This is a genomic window from Moorella glycerini (assembly GCF_009735625.1).
Lineage (GTDB): Bacteria > Bacillota > DSM-521 > Neomoorellales > Neomoorellaceae > Neomoorella > Neomoorella glycerini.
Window position 1 is genome coordinate 2,246,653 of the sequence record NZ_CP046244.1, and the last position, 15,797, is coordinate 2,262,449.

The window sequence follows — 15,797 nt, forward strand, 5'->3', positions numbered from 1 at the left end:
TTGCGGCGCATTGACTACATGACGGTGGCCGGAATTATCGCCGGCATTGGCCTTATGGGCGGGGCCCTGGTCATGGGTGGTAACCCCAAACTCTTCTTGAATGTCCCTTCCCTGATGGTGACGGTGGGGGGGTCCTTTGCCGCTGTCCTGATTAATTTCAGCTTCCAGGACGTTAAAAACGTCTTTGGTACGGTAAAACAGGCCTTTACCACCGATCTTATGGACCCCGAAGAACTCATCGAACTCTTTGGCGAGCTGGCCCGCAAAGCCCGGCGGGAAGGCCTCCTGGCCCTGGAGGATGACGCCAACCGCCTGGATGATCCCTTTTTTAGCAAAGGCATCCAGATGATGGTTGACGCCATGGAACCGGAGATGATCCGGGAGATCCTGGAGACGGACATGGCCTACATGGCCCGCCGCCATGAGATTGGCCAGGGCATCTTTAAAACCTGGGGCAACCTGGCTCCTTCTTTTGGCTTGATCGGCACCCTCATTGGCCTGGTACAGATGCTGGCCAAGCTGGATAAACCAGAAACCCTGGGTTCCAGCATGGCCCTGGCCCTGATCACCACGTTTTACGGCGCTATCATGGCCTATATGATTTTCATCCCCCTGGCAGGGAAACTCGGCCTGCGCAGCGAGCAGGAGATGATGCTGCACCAGATGATGCTGGAAGGCATCATCTCCATCCAGTCCGGCGTCAACCCGCGCATCCTGGAAGAACGCCTGCGTTCCTTCCTGGCACCCAAACCCCGGCGCCAGCCAGCCAGTGAAGCGGAAATAGCTCAGGAAGAAGTATTCCGGCAGCGAACTTAAGAGGTATTTCACCCGGAGGAGTAAAGGAAACATTTAAGCAGGAGGAGAGATAATGCGGGGAAGGCAGGCTTTCGGGGATGGCAGAGATACCTGGAGGGGAAGGAGTTAGCCGTGGCCAGCAAAAAGGGGCAAAAGAAGCAGGAAGAAGGCGCGCCGACGTGGATGATCACCTACTCCGACCTCATGACCCAGCTGGTGGTCTTTTTCGTCCTCCTTTTTTCCTTTTCAGTGTTGAACCAGCAAAAATTCCAGCAGTTTATTGCTTCCTACCAGGGAATGGGGATTCTGGACGGGGGTGTGTCGCCTATCGTGGAAACAGAGCCGGCGCCGGCGGATTACCCCGAGAACCTGGAAACCCCGGAGGCAGCTGCCGCCCTGGCCAGGGCCCGGGAAATGATGGAGACCTACCAGACGGTCAAAAACTTCCTGACGGCCAACGGCCTGGAGTCCATGGTTGAGGTGCGCTACGAGGAACGGGGCATCGCCCTGGACATCAAAGAGCGTATCCTCTTTGATTCCGGGAGGGCGGATTTAAAACCCGAAGCCATCAAGTTGCTGGACAAACTATCAGGCCTTTTATCTCAGATACCCAATGAGGTCCGCGTTGAAGGCTATACGGACAACCGTCCCATCCATACCCTCCAGTTTCCTACCAACTGGGAGTTATCCACGGCTCGGGCTGCCCGGGTGGTGCGCTATTTTATCGAGGAACACCACCTGAAACCGGAGCGTTTTGTGGCTATAGGTTACGGTGAATACCGTCCCCTTTACCCCAACGATACTCCGGAGCATATGGCGGAAAACCGGCGCGTAGTATTGCTAATAGGGACCACCCGGTAGCTCCGGCACGAAGATGGACACAGCTGCAATAAAGAAAGAGGTGGAAGAAGTGCCCCCCAGAGACGAAGCAGAAAAAAAAGAGAAGAAAGGCCGGCCATGGTTAACCATTGCTTTGCTCCTGGTCATCCTCCTTTTAAGTGGGGGATACGTTTACTACTTTTTCTTTGGCGACAGCAGCAGGAGCATGACGGCAGCGGCACCGGCCGGCAATCAGGCATCAGTGAATATGCAGAAAATGAGCCTGGAGCCCATTGTTGTCAACCTGGCCGACCCGGGCCTGCGCCGCTACCTGCGGGCGAAGATTACCCTGGAGTACAGTGATGCCAGATTGACTACCGAACTCAATGACAAACTCTACCGCATCCGCGATACCATTATCTCGGTGCTGCGCAGCAAGAAGACCGATGACCTGCAAAATGAAGATGCCCTGAAGCGGGAACTCTTGACGGCCATTAATTCGCAGCTGATTGCTGGCCAGGTGCGGGGCCTTTATTTTGAGGAATTTATCATCCAGTAGGAGAGTCATTTTATGCCTTTGACGGACGAGGAGATCCAGAAGCTTTTAGAGGCCATGGCTGCCGGTGAGGACCAGCCGCGCGTTGAAAAGGCCCGCTTTGCGCCCCTGCAGCCGGCCCCAGTTGCCAGAGTGAAGGCCAGCTTTGACCGCATTGCTGATGTTCCTTTACGCCTGGTTACGGAACTGGGCCGGACACGCCTGAAGGTAAAGGAAATCCTTGAACTGAAGGAAGGGTCTCTGATCACCCTCAACAAGCTGGCCGGCGAGGCGGTGGAGGTCCGGGTCAATGGTATCCTGCTGGCCACGGGAGAGGTGGTGGTGATTAACGATGCTTTTGGCGTCAGGATCAACAACCTGGCAGACGTAAAGGAAGAAGGGCAGGACTAGGTATGGATCGCGATTTTGTCCTGGCTTTGCTGCGGCTGGTAATCTTTTTACCCCTGGTCCTGGGCCTGGCCTATGCTACGGTCCGCTTGGGCCTGGGCCGGGCTGCTGGAAGGGCCGTGGGGCCGGGACAGCTGGAACTGGTGGAAAGACTACCTTTAAGCAGTAAAAGTGGCCTGGCGGTTATTCGCTGCGGCGACAGGCATTTCCTGGTCGGCCTGGGGGAAGGCGCCCCCGTTTTACTGGCGGAACTGCCCGACTACCCGGCGGTGGCAGCGACGGCGGGGGAAGTGACGGTGTACCCCCTGCAGTCCCTGGTGGAAAAGGAAAAGGAAGCAGCCGGTTCCCCAGGCCCAACCGGGCTGTTAGCCGGGCGGTTCTCAACCCGGCAGGGGTTCAGGAACCATGGGGATTAAGAAGACCGGGCGGGGAAACGGCTCCTACCGGTCGCCTGCGGTGGCGACCGCCGGCAGGAGAAAACGGCGACTATGGGTGGGTGCGGGGGTAGTCATGGTTTTTCTGGCCTGCCTGACTGTCGTAATCAGACCCGCCCTAGCTCAGCCGCTTTCTCTCCCGCAAGTAAACTTGAATTTAAGCCCGGCCAGCGATCCCCGGCAGGTGGTGGATACCGTTAGAATCCTGGTCCTGCTGACGGTACTGGCCCTGGTGCCGGCCATCCTGCTGCTCATGACCTCCTTTACCCGGATTATCATTGTCCTGTCTTTCGTGCGCAGCGCCCTGGCCACCCAGCAAACACCGCCCAACCAGGTGCTGATCGGCCTGGCCCTGTTCTTGACCTTCTTTATCATGGCGCCGGTATATAACCAGGTCAAGACCCAGGCCATTGATCCTTACCTGGCCGGGCAGATCACCCAGGAGCAGGCCCTGGCAGCCGGGGCCAAACCGGTGCGGGAATTCATGTATCGCCAGACGCGGGAAAAAGACCTGGCCTTGTTTGTCCGCATGGCGGGCATGGCCCAGCCCCGCACCCGTGACGACGTGCCCATGCACGTCCTCATCCCGGCCTTTATCATCAGCGAGCTGAAGACGGCCTTCCAGATGGGCTTTTTGATCTACATTCCCTTCCTGATTATCGACCTGGTAATTGCCAGCACCCTGATGGCCATGGGCATGTTTATGGTACCACCGGTGATGATCTCCCTGCCCTTTAAACTCATGCTTTTTGTCCTCGTCGACGGCTGGTACCTGGTAGTCAAGTCCCTGCTGGAGAGCTTTTAGGCCGCTCCTGCCCGGCCGGCCTGCCGGGCGTGGATTGAAACAAGGGAACGGGGGAAAAAACATGACCCAGGAGTTTGTCCTTCACCTGGCCCGGGAGGCCCTGACCACCGCCCTGCTGCTGGCGGCACCGGCCCTGGGCTTGAGCCTGGTGGTAGGGGTGGGAATCAGCATCCTCCAGGCCACCACCCAGATCCAGGAGCAGACCCTGACCTTTGTACCCAAGATTGTCGCCGTCATCCTGGGGATGCTTCTCCTGGGCTCCTGGATGCTCAATACTCTAATCCAGTTTACAACCCGGATCTTCGGCAACCTGGGGAGCCTGGTGAAATAACATGATCTATTTAGCCCAGGCAGAGCTTTTTTTCCTGGTCCTGGTTCGGACGACATCCTTTTTCGTGACGGCCCCTTTCTTCGGCATCCGTGGCGTCCCGGCCCTGGTGAAGGGTGGCCTGGGGTTGCTGGTAGCCATGCTCCTGTTCCCTGTTTTACCGGCCGGGGAGCCAAGCTTTACCAGTACCGGGACCTATGCCCTGGCCGTCTTGAACGAATCCCTGGCCGGCCTGGCCCTGGGCTACGTGGCCAGCCTGATCTTCAGCGCCGTCCAGGTAGCCGGGCAGCTCCTGGACCTCCATATGGGCCTGGGGATGGCCAGCCTCTTTGACCCCCAGAATGCGGCCACAACTACCATAATGGGCCAGTTCTTTGCCATCCTGGGTTTACTCCTGTTCTTCCAGCTGGACGGCCACCACACCCTGCTCCTGGCCCTGCAGGAGAGTTTTCGCCTCCTGCCCCTGGGAGGGGTGCATTTTGACGGTAATATCACCTGGGCCGTGGTCAAGCTCTTTAGCGGTATGTTCAGCCTGGCGGTGCGCATCGCGGCGCCGGTAATTGTGGTGCTCCTCATTGCCGACCTAGCCTTAAGTTTAATTGCCCGGACGGTGCCCCAGCTGAATGTCTTTATCCTGGGATTCCCTTTGAAAATAGGCCTGGGCCTCCTGGTCTTAATCGCCATTTTACCTTTACTGGCCACAGTATTTCATAATCTTTTCAGCCAGATGGAACATGACCTGGCCCTGTTACTGCGGGGCTGGCCCCGTTGATGGACAGGCAAACTTCCCACTTCCTGATGGACCTGCAGCTCTTTGCCGAAGAAAAGACTGAGGAGGCTACGCCTCACCGCCTCCAGGAAGTACGCCGCAAAGGCCAGGTCGCGCGGAGCAATGACCTGAGCACCGCCCTGGTCCTGCTGGTAAGCATTATTTATCTCTACTGGCGCCGGGAAGCCTTTTACCTGGAGATGGCCGGCCTCATCAGCCGTGCTTTTCAGGAGGGTTGGAGGCAGGACCTGGATGGGAAAGTCCTGATGGCCATCTTCAGCCACCTGGCTTTTAAGGCCGGCCTGCTCCTGGCCCCCCTGCTCCTGCTGGCGGCAGCCGTGGGACTGGCGGCCAATTTTGCCCAGACGGGTTTCATCTTTTCCCTGGACCCCATCAGGCCGCGCCTGGAAAACCTGGACCCGGTGAAAGGGCTGCAGCGGTTCTTTTCCCGCCGCGCCCTCATGGAGCTAGTTAAGAGCCTGGGCAAGGTAATAGTGGTAAGCCTGGTGGTCTGGACCCTGGTCAAGGGGCAGTTTAACCGGTTATTAATGACCGTCGATATGGGCCTCCCGGCAGCCCTGGACCTGGTGGGCCAGCTCCTCTACCGGGTGGGGCTGGGAGCCCTGGGCGTATTCCTGGGCCTGGCGGCAGCCGACTACCTCTTCCAGCGGCACGAGTTTCAACGCCATTTAAGAATGACCAGGCAGGAAGTAAAGGAAGAAATGAAGCAGATGGAAGGCGACCCCCTGGTCCGCTCGCGCCTGCGGGAGCAACAGAGGCGGCTCGCCCGGCACCGCATGATGCATGCCGTGCCGCAAGCCACCGTGGTCATTACCAACCCTACCCATGTCGCCGTGGCCCTGCGTTACCGGGAAACAGAAGGGGCGCCGCGGGTGGTGGCCAAGGGGGCAGGCAGCATAGCCGAGCGGATCAAGGCCGTAGCCCGCCAGCATAACGTCCCCATAGTCGCAAACCCGCCGCTAGCCCGGGCCCTGTATCGCCAGGTGGAACTGGGGCAGGAAATCCCGGTGGCCCTCTACCAGGCGGTGGCGGAGATCCTGGCCCAGATCTACCGGCTACGGGGAAAGTTGTAAAGGCAATTGAAGGAGGAGGATATGTCCCGGAGCCGCGAATAGTGGAGCGCCGGCAACAGGACAGGCGAGGTGAGGTCACCGCTACCGCAGCCGAGGACGCCTGAGCGTACCTTTGTGAGGGAATAACGTAATCTCATAGAAGGAGTAAAGTTGGCGGAACCAGGAGCCTGTTCATGGGCAATCCGCAGGCGGCGTGTAGCGGTCCGAACCGAGCCGTCGTCCTGTCGGCGCGTAACTTTTGAGCGGCGGAGGGACATATCCTCCTAATACAGGTATACGGAGGAAAAACTGCTCTATGGCAGCAAATACCGGCCTGCTGGGCGCTTTACGGCGCCTCACCCCGTACAACGATATCCTGGTAGCGGCCCTGGTCCTGGGGGTAGTCATGCTCATCGTCATTCCCGTCAGTCCCCTGGTCATGGACATCCTGCTCATCGTCAGCATGGGTATCAGCATGGTTATCCTCCTGACAACCATGTTTGTCGCCCGGAGCCTGGATTTTTCCGTCTTTCCATCCCTGTTGCTGGTGGTGACCCTGTTTCGCCTGTCCCTCAACATCTCCTCCACCAGGTTGATTTTAAGCCGGGCCGATGCCGGTCATGTTATCGAAACCTTTGGCAGCTTTGTCGTCCGGGGGAATTATATCGTCGGCTTTGTCATATTTCTTATCATTACCATCATCCAGTTTATCGTCATTACCAACGGCGCCCAGCGGGTGGCCGAAGTGGCGGCCCGCTTTACCCTGGACGCCATGCCCGGCAAGCAGATGAGCATCGACGCCGACCTCAATGCCGGCCTGCTGACGGAGGACGAAGCCCGGGCCAGGCGGCGGGAACTGCAGCGGGAAGCTGACTTTTACGGTGCCATGGACGGCGCCAGCAAGTTTGTCCGGGGAGATGCCATTGCCGGCCTGATCATTACGGCCATTAACATCCTGGGAGGGCTGGCCATCGGTGTCTGGCAGCTGAAGATGCCCTTTATGGAAGCCCTGCAGACCTATACCCGCCTGACCATTGGCGACGGCCTGGTGAGCCAGCTGCCGGCCCTCATGGTTTCCACCGGCACCGGCATCCTGGTAACCCGCTCCGGGGCCCTGGACAATTTTGGCAGGGAGGTAATCGGCCAGCTAACGGGCTTTCCCCGTATTGCCGGCCTGGTGGCTGCCATCCTTTTCCTGATGGGCCTTTTGCCGGGGATGCCCCACCTGACCTTTTTTATTATGGCCGGCGGGGTGGGCTATGCCGCTTATGCCCTGGCCAGGGAGGAAAGGATGCAGGGCCAGCGCCGGCAGGAAGCGGCGGCGGCCCAAAAGGCTTCCCAGCGCCAGCCGGAGAATGTTTTGAGCTTATTCCAGGTGGACCCCCTGGAGGTGGAAATCGGCTACGGCCTGATTCCCCTGGCCGATGAAACGGAAGGGGGCGACCTGCTGGACCGCCTGGCGGCCGTGCGGCGCCAGTGTGCCACCGAGATGGGCATATACGTCAGGCCCATTCGCATCCGGGATAACCTGCAGTTACCGCCCCATGGCTATACCTTCAAGCTGCGGGGTGTGGAAGCAGCCCGGGGGGAAATCCAGCCCGGCCATCTTCTGGTCATGAACCCGGCCGGTAACGAGGGACCGCCGGGAGGTATAGCTACCCGGGAACCTACCTTTGGCCTGCCGGCCTGGTGGGTACCGGCGGCCAGGCGCCAGGAAGTGGAACTGGCCGGTTTCACCGTTGTCGATGCTACTACCGTCCTCATTACCCATTTGACGGAATTTATCAAGACCCATGCCGCTGAACTCATGGGCCGCCAGGAAACCAGGGAACTCCTGGATAAAATCAAGGAGAATAACCCGGCAGTGGTTGAGGAACTGGTGCCAGATCTCCTGACGGTCGGCGAGGTACAGAAGGTACTGGCCGGCCTCCTCCAGGAACAGGTACCCATCCGTGATCTGGTAAGTATCCTGGAAGCCCTGGCCGATGCCGCCCGCACCAGCCGGGAGCCGGATTACCTTCTCGGGGCGGCGCGCCAGGCCCTGAGCCGCACCATCAGCCGGCAGTATGCCCGGGAGGGGAAGCTCACGGCCATTACCCTCCACCCCCAGCTGGAGCAGAAGCTGGTGGAGGCCATCCAGCCCACCTCCCAGGGTAATTTCCCGGCCCTGGCCCCGGAGGTGGCCCGGGAACTCTTTAACAGGCTGGGCCAGGCCGTGGAGAAAGCTGCCACCGGCGGCGTCCAGCCGGTGATCTTATGCTCGGCCAGGGTCCGCCTGCCTTTGCGGCGGTTACTCCAGCGTTCTTTATCCTATGTCCCAGTCCTGGCCTATAGCGAACTGGAATCCGGCCTGGAAGTTGAGGCCGTAGAGGCGGTGAATGTGGCGTGAAGATCAAACGCTATCTTGCCCGCGACATGCAGGAAGCCTACCTGGCCATCCGCCGTGACCTGGGGCCGGAGGCGGTTATTGTGGCCACCCGCCAGGTACGCCAGCCGGGGCTGAAAGGCTACCTTTTACCCCCACGCCTGGAAGTGACGGCGGCCGTGGAGGAGGCGCCGGCAAGGAAATTGCCGGAACCGGCGGCGCCGGCAGGTAAGGCGGCGTTACAGGCAGGGGCTGGCAAGACGGTGGTAGCACCGGCCGGAGCGATTAACCCTGCCGGCGGAGGAAATAACGGCCGGCACGGCCTGGAGGGGCTGCAACGGGAACTGGCCGAGATCAAAGCCGCTCTTAACCGCCTGGTCCGGCCCGGCAGCGCTGCGGTACCGGAACACCTGCTGGCCTTGCGGCAGCGCCTGCTGGCCCAGGAACTGCAAGAGGAGCTGGTGGCTTTACTTTTAGATGGCCTTGAGGCCACCGGCGGGACAGAGATTATCGGCGATATCATCCGTACCCGCCTGGCCGACCACTTAAGCCGTCAGGTAGCGTCCCAGTCCCGGCAGCGGGTCCAGGCCTTTATCGGCCCCACCGGCGTGGGCAAGACAACTACCCTGGCCAAGATAGCGGCCCGCTATAGCCTTTACCAGGAGCAAAAGGTTGGCCTGATTACCCTGGATACTTACCGCATAGGGGCCGTGGACCAGCTCAAGACCTATGCCGAAATTATGGGCCTGCCCCTGGAGGTGGCCATGACACCACGGGAATTGCGCGCCTCCCTGGAACGCCTGGAGCATTGCGATGTAGTTTTAGTTGATACTGCCGGCCGGGCTCCGGAAAATAAAGCTATGCTGGCGGAAACGCGGGGGTTCCTGGAGGTTATGCCTGAGCGGGAGGTATACCTGGTTTTGAGCTGTACCACCAGGCGCCAGGACCTGCTCCGGGCCGTGGAAAATTTCCGCAGCCTCAAATACAACCGGCTGATTTTCACCAAACTTGACGAGACATGCTGCCCGGGGGTAATGCTCACCGTAGCCGCAGCGGCGGGAGTACCCCTGGCTTATATAACTACCGGCCAGGATGTGCCTGATGCCCTGGAAGCGGCCGATCCCCACCTCCTGGCCCGGCGCATCTGGGAAGCGGTGGCAGAAGATGGACCAGGCGGGCAGGTTGCGTAAACTGGTATACAGACGGCTGGAAGAGCGGTCCCGGGTCATTGCCATAGCCAGCGGTAAAGGCGGCGTGGGCAAGACCAATATTGCCGTAAACCTGGGCCTGATCCTGGCCCGCCAGGGCCGGCGGACCCTCCTCTTTGATGCCGACCTGGGCCTGGCCAATGTGGATATCCTCATGGGCCTGGTACCCCGTTACAGCCTGAAGGAAGTCATCGGCGGGCAGTGTAGTTTGGAGGAAGTGATTATCCGCGGCCCCCATGACCTGCTCCTGGTGCCGGGGGCCTCCGGTATCCAGGAACTGGCTGACCTGGAACCCCTGGCCCGCGACCGGCTTATTCATGACCTGGCGTTACTGGCGACTGAGGTGGATATAATGCTGGTCGATTCTGGTGCCGGCATTTCCCGGACGGTTTTCAGCTTTGCGGCTGCCGCCGGGGAAGCCATTGTGGTAGCAACGCCGGAACCTACTTCCATAACCGATGCCTATGGCTTAATCAAAGGGTTGCAGCGTTTAAAAGTAAGCATGCATCTTCTCATTAACAGGGCTACCAATAAGCTGGAGGGCCAGCAGGCCGCCGGGCGACTCCAGGGTGCCTGCCGCCGTTTTTTGCAGCTGGAACTGCCGCTGTTGGGGATTATTCCCGAGGACCCCCAGGTAGGCCAGGCGGTGCGCTGCCAGCAGCCATTTAGCGAATTGTATCCCCGCTGCCCGGCGGCCAGGGCCCTGGAAGAAGCCGCCGCCAGGCTCCAGGGCCAGGAACTGCCGGCAGGCCGGAGCCAGGGATTCTGGCAGCGCCTGGGCCGTTTGCTGGGAAGATAAGAAGGGGGGGGGGTATCATGGCCAGGCCGAACTTTATTATGATCAATTTACCCATAATCATCAAAACTCCCGGCAGCAAAGATTTCCGCACTATTATTCAGGATACGGGGGAAGACGGCTTTGCCGTCCTTGCTCCGGCGAGTGATGAACTGGTCCTGGCACCGGGTAGAGTAGTCGAGGTTGCCTGCAACCGGCAGGATGCCCGTTATGAATTCACTACCACTATACAGCGCTACCTGCCGGGAGAGCCCCCCCTTTACTACCTGGCCTACCCGGATGATTACCGGCGCATCCAGGTGCGCTCCCACGTGCGGGTCAAGGCGGCCCTGGAATTGCGCTATGCCGTCTGGCCGCAAGAACACTGGCCCTACCGCCCACCCCGGCCCCATAAAAGGGGGGTAACGGTAGATATAAGCGGCGGCGGTGCGCAACTGGTCCTCCGGGACCCCGTGGAGGTCGGTGACCTCCTTTACCTGGAACTCCCCCTGCCCGGTCGCCGCCACCATTTGCCCATGCGCCTGGCGGGGCGGGTCAAGCGCGTGGCCCCGCGGGAAATAGATGGTGTGACGCGTTATGAGGTGGGAGTGGCTTTTGAGGGTATCAGCGAAAGGCAGGAAGACCAGATCATTGCCTTTGTTTTCCAGCGGTTGCTAGAAGAAAGGCGCCAGAGGAGCTAGGGAAAATGGCTGTTAAGGATAGCGCCATGTGGGCAACGTACCTGGCCGGGAGCGGGGATGCCGGGCGCCGGGAACTGGTCCTCAAATACCTGCCCCTGGTGAAATACCATGTGGGCCGCCTGGCAGTTAAACCGCCGCGGCACCTGGATCAGGAAGACCTGGTTGGCTATGGCATAATCGGGCTGCTGGAGGCCATTGACCGCTATGATCCCTCCCGGGGCGTTAACTTTGAAAACTTTGCCTCCCAGCGCATTCGCGGGGCTATCCTCGATGCCCTGCGCCAGGCCCACTGGGCCCCCCGCACCCTGGTGGAAAAGCTGCGCCGGGTGAGCCAGGTGTACCGCCGTCTAGAGCAGGAACAGGGGAGCGAGGTTAGTGATGCGGCGGTGGCGGCGGCGGCAGGGATAACGGTGGAAGAACTCAAGGAACTTATGGAACGGGGTTCCCAGATGGCCGTCCTTTCCCTGGAAGACTTTCTCTTTGACCGGGAAGGCGAAGAGGGTGCAACCCGGGGAGAACTGCTGGCCGATCCCCGGAGCCCGGATCCTGCCGGCCATTATGAGCAGGAGGAACTCCGCCGCGCCCTGAGCGACGGGCTGCAGCATTTAAACGAGAAAGACCGCCTGGTTCTCACCCTGTATTATTACGAAGGTTTGACCTTAAAGGAGATCGGCAGAGTCCTGGGAGTGTCTGAATCCCGGGTCTGCCAGCTCCACGGCCGGGCCATTTTAAACCTGCGCCGCTATTTAGCCGATTTTATGTAGGTGGTTAAAGTGGCTTATCTCTTTTTAGTTACCGGAGCGATATTGATTGGGATTACCTGCCTGCCTGCTTTTAAGATACTGCTGGCCGGGGAAGGGAACCGGGGGGCGCCGGCGGCACTGGGCTTTGACTCCCAGGATGGCCGGGGGCAAACAGGTGGTGACGGGGACCAGGAACAGCTGGCCGAACGCCTGGCAACCCTCCAGGAAGAAGTAACCGCCCTTACGGCCAGGCTGGAGGAGTTAGCTGCCGCCTCCGAAGCGGTGCCAGGAACTTTTCGTTCCTACCTGGCCACTGCCCTGGCCGGGGGGACGACAGGAGCGGCAGCCACCGATCTTCAAGGGACGCCCGCCGGGCCGGCGGGTGAAAAAGCTGTACCCGAAAAGACAACGGCGGCCGGGCCGGCAGGAGGGACAACCCCCGGGCCGGAGACGTTAAGCATCCAGGAGCAAATCCGCCTGGCCCATGCCGCCGGCGAGAGTATCGACAGCCTGGCGCGGCGGTTTAGCCGGGGAAAGGGTGAAATCGCATTAATTCTCAACCTGAAGCGTTAAAGAAAAAAGGTATCTTCCTGGCTCCCTTCGGCCTGGGCCTGGGTGTGGGGTTTTTCCTGGCGGGGCTGACGTTGCTTATTTTCCAGCACGGTCCCACCAGGGAGGAAATTATTGCCCGGGCCCGCGACTACGGCATGGTCTTCCGGGAGGAAGTCGTCCCTTTCGCACCTGCCTCCCGGGATAATGCCCCGCCGGCTCAAGAGATGAAACAGCAGACCGCCGGGCCGCAGCAGGGCGCTCCCGCGGCTACGCATGGTGAAATCCTGGTTACCATCCCGGCGGGGGCCGGCCTGGAGGATATTGCCGCCCTCCTGGAAAAAAAAGGCGTAGCTGCGGCCGCGGCCTTTGAAGCCGAGGTTCACCGCCAGGGCGTAGAACAGAAACTCAAGGCCGGGTCCTATTATCTGCCCGCCGGGGACATCAAGGAGATCATCAGGCGGTTAACCAGTTAGCAAAAAGCAGGGCCGGTAGCCCATTGGGGCTTCTGCCCTTCACGCGGCGGTGATATGTCCTGGAGCCGCGATTAGCCCTCTTCATTGGCAATCCGCAGGCGGCGTGAAGCGGTCCGAACCGAGCCGTTGTCCTGTCGGCGCGTAGCTCCTGAGCGGCGCAGGGACATATCACCGCCAGGAAATGCCACTGATGGCAGAAACATTTTCGGAGGGAGGGAAAAAACAATTGCTGAGGGGCTTATACCTTTCCGCCACCGGCATGGTAGTCCAGGAACTGCGCCAGGATGTCATAACCAATAACCTGGCCAACGCCAGTACCGGCGGCTTTAAGAGCGAGACAGCAACTATCCAGTCCTTTCCCGAGATGCTCCTCCAGCGTCTTGAGAAGGGCCGGGCCACCCCGGTAGGTTGCTTTAGCCCCGGCGTCATGGTCGACCGCATTCATACCAACTATGCCCCGGGCCCCCTGGAAGAAACCGGGCGCCCCACGGACCTGGCCCTCCTGGATAATGCGGCGGGCACCCCGCCGGCTTTCTTCGCCGTCCAGGCAGGGGCTACCGAGGCCTATACCCGCAGTGGCTCCTTCCAGGTAGATGCCGGCGGCTTTTTAGTTACCCCGGCAGGCTACCCCGTCCAGGGACAGTACGGCGCCGTCTACGTAGGCACGACTAACTTTAAGGTTGATAGCAGCGGCCAGGTGCTGGTGAACGGCCAGGTTGTCGATCAACTGCGGATTGTAACCTTTGATGGGCCAACCTTACCCCTGCTCCAGCGCCAGGGCGACAATCTTTTTACAGCCCCCCAGGGGGTACAGCCTTTACCGGCTGCCAATTTCCAGGTCAGGCAGGGCTGGCTGGAGAAGGCCAATGTCAACGTCGCCCGGGAAATGGTGGATATGCTGGCCGTCTTGAGGACCTATGAGGCCAACCAGAAGGCCATCCAGGCCGCTGACCAGACCCTGGGGAAGAGCGTCAACGAAGTAGGGAGTTTACGGTAGAGGAGGGCTGACAGATGATTGGCGCACTCTGGCGTGGGGCCAGCGGTATGCAGGCGCAGCAGCTCCAGGTAGACAGCCTGGCCAATGACCTGGCCAATGTTAACACCACTGGCTACAAGCAGGGCCGGGCTGAGTTTACCGACCTGGTCTACCGGCCGGTCCAGGAAGGCGGTATGCCCGTCGACCGGCCCCAGGCGCCGGCAGCAGCACCGGCTCTGGGGGCAGGAGTAAAAGTGGCTGCCATAGAAAAAGACTTTAGCCAGGGAGCCCTGGTGAGCACCGGCGACCCCTTGCACCTGGCCATCCAGGGGGAAGGCTTTTTTGCCGTTTATGGACCGGGCGGGGAATGGTTCCTTACCCGGGACGGCAACTTTCACCGTGACGGTGATGGCTATCTGGTCAACGCCGGCGGCTACTTCCTGGAGGTCCCCTTTACCCTGCCGGCCGAGGCCGAAAAGATCACTATTACCGGCGAGGGTACGGTAACGGCGACAATTAACGGGGAAACGCAGGTTCTGGGAGAGATCAACCTCTATAACGTCCCCAATCCAGCCGGGTTGGAAGCCGTTGGTGATAACCTTTACCGGGAAACGGCCGCCAGCGGGACGGCTGTTGCCGGCAGGCCCGGGACGGCAGGCCTGGGTACTATCCGTTCCGGTTACCTGGAGGCGGCCAACGTCGACCTGGCAACAACCATGACCAGAATGATCCTGGCCCAGCGGGCCTATGAGTTGAATGCCCGTTCCGTACGGGTGGCCGATGAAATGTGGGGCCTGGCCAATAACCTGCGGCGCTAATCCTGGCGCACATGTAGCTGAGTACTGGACCGCCGCTTTGACGGCCGCCCGGCTGCTGCAACCTTGTTAACCAGGGCCAGGCCGCGCCGGGCACCTTTATGTTCCGGGTCCCGCTCCAGGACAAAGGCATATTCCCGCCGGGAGGCTTCGCAAAGGCCCAGGAGCAGGTAAACGGTAGCCAGGTTGATGCGGCCCGCCAGGTAGCCAGGTTTAAGCCGGCGTACCCGGGTCAGGTGGTAGCGGGCGGCACTTAAATTGCGGTTGTAAAGGAAATAGGTACCCAGGTTATAATGGGCCAGGTAATTGTCAGGGTTTAATTCCAGGCTCGCTTCCCAAAAGGCAAGGGCCCGGTGGACATCACCCTGTTGCCAGGCCTGGCACCCCAGGTTGAAACAGGCTTCCCAACTGGCCGGGTCTACCTCAAGGGCGGCGCGGTAAAAAAGGGCGGCCAGCTGGGGGCGCTGGTGCGCGAAAGAAAAATTGCCCAGGAGAAGATACAGGTGAGCCTCTCGCCGGGGACTCCCTGGAGCCGGATCAGGATGACACTCAGGACAGAACCGCCATCCCGGCGGCAGGGCTTGCCCGCACCGGGAACAGTAAAGCATAGCAGGACCTCCTGCCGTGAATATATATTGTATTATGCCCACGCCGGTGCTAAAATATGTAAGTCAAGCTCAAAAATAAAGAAAACGGAAGAGGAAAGCCCATGGAGGCTGTAATCAAACCAGAAGAGGTTAAAGTCGGCATAGCCGAGTGGCAGGTGGCCCGTGGCCCATGGCACCTGGTCACCCTGGGGCTGGGCTCTTGCGTGGGTATTGCCCTTTATGACCCCACCAGCCAGATAGGGGGCCTGGCCCACATTATGCTACCCGACAGCAGCCAGTTCCAGGACCGGGGCAACCGGGCGAAATTTGCCGACCTGGCCCTGCCGGACATGCTGGCCGAGATGCTCCGCCGCGGCGCCCGGCGCAGCAGGCTGGCGGCCAAAATAGCCGGTGGCGCCCAGATGTTTACTTCCGGTGACCGGCACCTTTCCTTGTTAAATATAGGCCAGCGCAATACGGCCATGGTCCGGCAGACGTTAGAGGAGCTGGGTATTCCCATTATTGGCGCCGATACAGGCGGTAATTATGGCCGTACCATGATCTTTAACCTGGAAAACGGCGAGGTACATATTCGCACCATCGGCCGGCCGGTAAAGAAAATATAAGCGGAGGCAC

The 15,797-nt window shown here is 60.1% G+C and carries 20 protein-coding genes; 19 read left to right on the plus strand and 1 reads right to left on the minus strand.

Annotation, left to right across the window (positions count from 1 at the left end; genetic code table 11):
- From MGLY_RS11145 to flgG, 18 genes are all read left to right on the plus strand, one after another.
- The gene (locus MGLY_RS11145) at positions 1-816 is read left to right on the plus strand and encodes a motility protein A (protein ID WP_156273865.1); all 816 of its coding nucleotides are present in this window, start codon (positions 1-3) and stop codon (positions 814-816) included.
- Between the two features lie 111 nt (positions 817-927).
- Complete coding sequence (locus MGLY_RS11150) at positions 928-1,656, plus strand: OmpA family protein (RefSeq protein WP_156273867.1); 729 nt, start codon at positions 928-930, stop codon at positions 1,654-1,656.
- Positions 1,657-1,705: 49 nt separating this feature from the next.
- Complete coding sequence (locus tag MGLY_RS11155; RefSeq protein ID WP_156273869.1) at positions 1,706-2,173, plus strand: flagellar basal body-associated FliL family protein; 468 nt, start codon at positions 1,706-1,708, stop codon at positions 2,171-2,173.
- Positions 2,174-2,185: 12 nt separating this feature from the next.
- Entirely contained in the window at positions 2,186-2,560 is a 375-nt protein-coding gene (gene fliN, locus MGLY_RS11160) for a flagellar motor switch protein FliN (RefSeq protein ID WP_156273871.1), read from the plus strand.
- Between the two features lie 2 nt (positions 2,561-2,562).
- Positions 2,563-2,973 carry a FliO/MopB family protein gene (locus MGLY_RS11165; RefSeq protein ID WP_156273872.1) on the plus strand — a complete coding sequence of 137 codons (411 nt, stop codon included), beginning with the start codon at positions 2,563-2,565 and terminating at the stop codon, positions 2,971-2,973.
- Between the two features lie 94 nt (positions 2,974-3,067).
- Positions 3,068-3,796 carry a flagellar type III secretion system pore protein FliP gene (gene fliP, locus MGLY_RS11170; RefSeq protein ID WP_156276384.1) on the plus strand — a complete coding sequence of 243 codons (729 nt, stop codon included), beginning with the start codon at positions 3,068-3,070 and terminating at the stop codon, positions 3,794-3,796.
- A 61-nt stretch (positions 3,797-3,857) separates the two neighbouring features.
- The gene (gene fliQ, locus MGLY_RS11175; protein ID WP_156273874.1) at positions 3,858-4,127 is read left to right on the plus strand and encodes a flagellar biosynthesis protein FliQ; all 270 of its coding nucleotides are present in this window, start codon (positions 3,858-3,860) and stop codon (positions 4,125-4,127) included.
- A 1-nt stretch (position 4,128) separates the two neighbouring features.
- Positions 4,129-4,896 (plus strand): flagellar biosynthetic protein FliR, encoded by a 768-nt coding sequence (gene fliR / locus MGLY_RS11180; RefSeq protein ID WP_156273876.1) that lies wholly within the window; start codon positions 4,129-4,131, stop codon positions 4,894-4,896.
- Positions 4,896-5,987: a flagellar biosynthesis protein FlhB gene (flhB, locus tag MGLY_RS11185; protein WP_156273878.1), complete on the plus strand. Its 1,092-nt coding sequence runs from the start codon at positions 4,896-4,898 to the stop codon at positions 5,985-5,987. The genes fliR and flhB overlap by 1 nt, the downstream gene beginning before the upstream one ends.
- Positions 5,988-6,282: 295 nt before the next feature.
- A complete protein-coding gene (flhA, locus tag MGLY_RS11190) occupies positions 6,283-8,355 on the plus strand; it encodes a flagellar biosynthesis protein FlhA (protein WP_156273880.1) in 2,073 nt (690 codons plus the stop codon).
- Positions 8,352-9,521 carry a flagellar biosynthesis GTPase FlhF gene (gene flhF, locus MGLY_RS11195; RefSeq protein WP_156273882.1) on the plus strand — a complete coding sequence of 390 codons (1,170 nt, stop codon included), beginning with the start codon at positions 8,352-8,354 and terminating at the stop codon, positions 9,519-9,521. The genes flhA and flhF overlap by 4 nt, the downstream gene beginning before the upstream one ends.
- Entirely contained in the window at positions 9,514-10,338 is an 825-nt protein-coding gene (locus MGLY_RS11200; RefSeq protein WP_170291038.1) for a MinD/ParA family protein, read from the plus strand. Before flhF ends, MGLY_RS11200 begins: the two co-directional genes overlap by 8 nt.
- A 17-nt stretch (positions 10,339-10,355) precedes the next feature.
- A complete protein-coding gene (locus MGLY_RS11205) occupies positions 10,356-11,015 on the plus strand; it encodes a flagellar brake protein (RefSeq protein ID WP_156273886.1) in 660 nt (219 codons plus the stop codon).
- Between the two features lie 5 nt (positions 11,016-11,020).
- The gene (locus MGLY_RS11210; RefSeq protein ID WP_156273888.1) at positions 11,021-11,779 is read left to right on the plus strand and encodes a sigma-70 family RNA polymerase sigma factor; all 759 of its coding nucleotides are present in this window, start codon (positions 11,021-11,023) and stop codon (positions 11,777-11,779) included.
- Positions 11,780-11,788: 9 nt separating this feature from the next.
- Entirely contained in the window at positions 11,789-12,331 is a 543-nt protein-coding gene (locus MGLY_RS11215) for a hypothetical protein (protein WP_156276386.1), read from the plus strand.
- A gap of 71 nt (positions 12,332-12,402) precedes the next feature.
- Positions 12,403-12,783 carry an MltG/YceG/YrrL family protein gene (locus MGLY_RS11220; RefSeq protein WP_156273890.1) on the plus strand — a complete coding sequence of 127 codons (381 nt, stop codon included), beginning with the start codon at positions 12,403-12,405 and terminating at the stop codon, positions 12,781-12,783.
- A gap of 226 nt (positions 12,784-13,009) precedes the next feature.
- Positions 13,010-13,780 (plus strand): flagellar hook-basal body protein, encoded by a 771-nt coding sequence (locus MGLY_RS11225; RefSeq protein WP_156273891.1) that lies wholly within the window; start codon positions 13,010-13,012, stop codon positions 13,778-13,780.
- A gap of 14 nt (positions 13,781-13,794) precedes the next feature.
- Positions 13,795-14,577, plus strand: coding sequence for a flagellar basal-body rod protein FlgG (gene flgG / locus MGLY_RS11230; protein ID WP_156273892.1), 783 nt, complete (start codon positions 13,795-13,797; stop codon positions 14,575-14,577).
- Here flgG and MGLY_RS11235 read toward each other — a convergent pair.
- A complete protein-coding gene (locus MGLY_RS11235; RefSeq protein WP_156273894.1) occupies positions 14,574-15,182 on the minus strand; it encodes a zinc ribbon domain-containing protein in 609 nt (202 codons plus the stop codon). The genes flgG and MGLY_RS11235 overlap by 4 nt on opposite strands.
- A gap of 101 nt (positions 15,183-15,283) precedes the next feature.
- Between MGLY_RS11235 and MGLY_RS11240 the strand changes: the two genes are divergently transcribed.
- On the plus strand, positions 15,284-15,787 hold the full coding sequence (locus MGLY_RS11240) for a chemotaxis protein CheD (protein WP_156273896.1): 504 nt from the start codon (positions 15,284-15,286) through the stop codon (positions 15,785-15,787).
- The last annotated feature ends 10 nt before the right edge of the window (positions 15,788-15,797 follow it).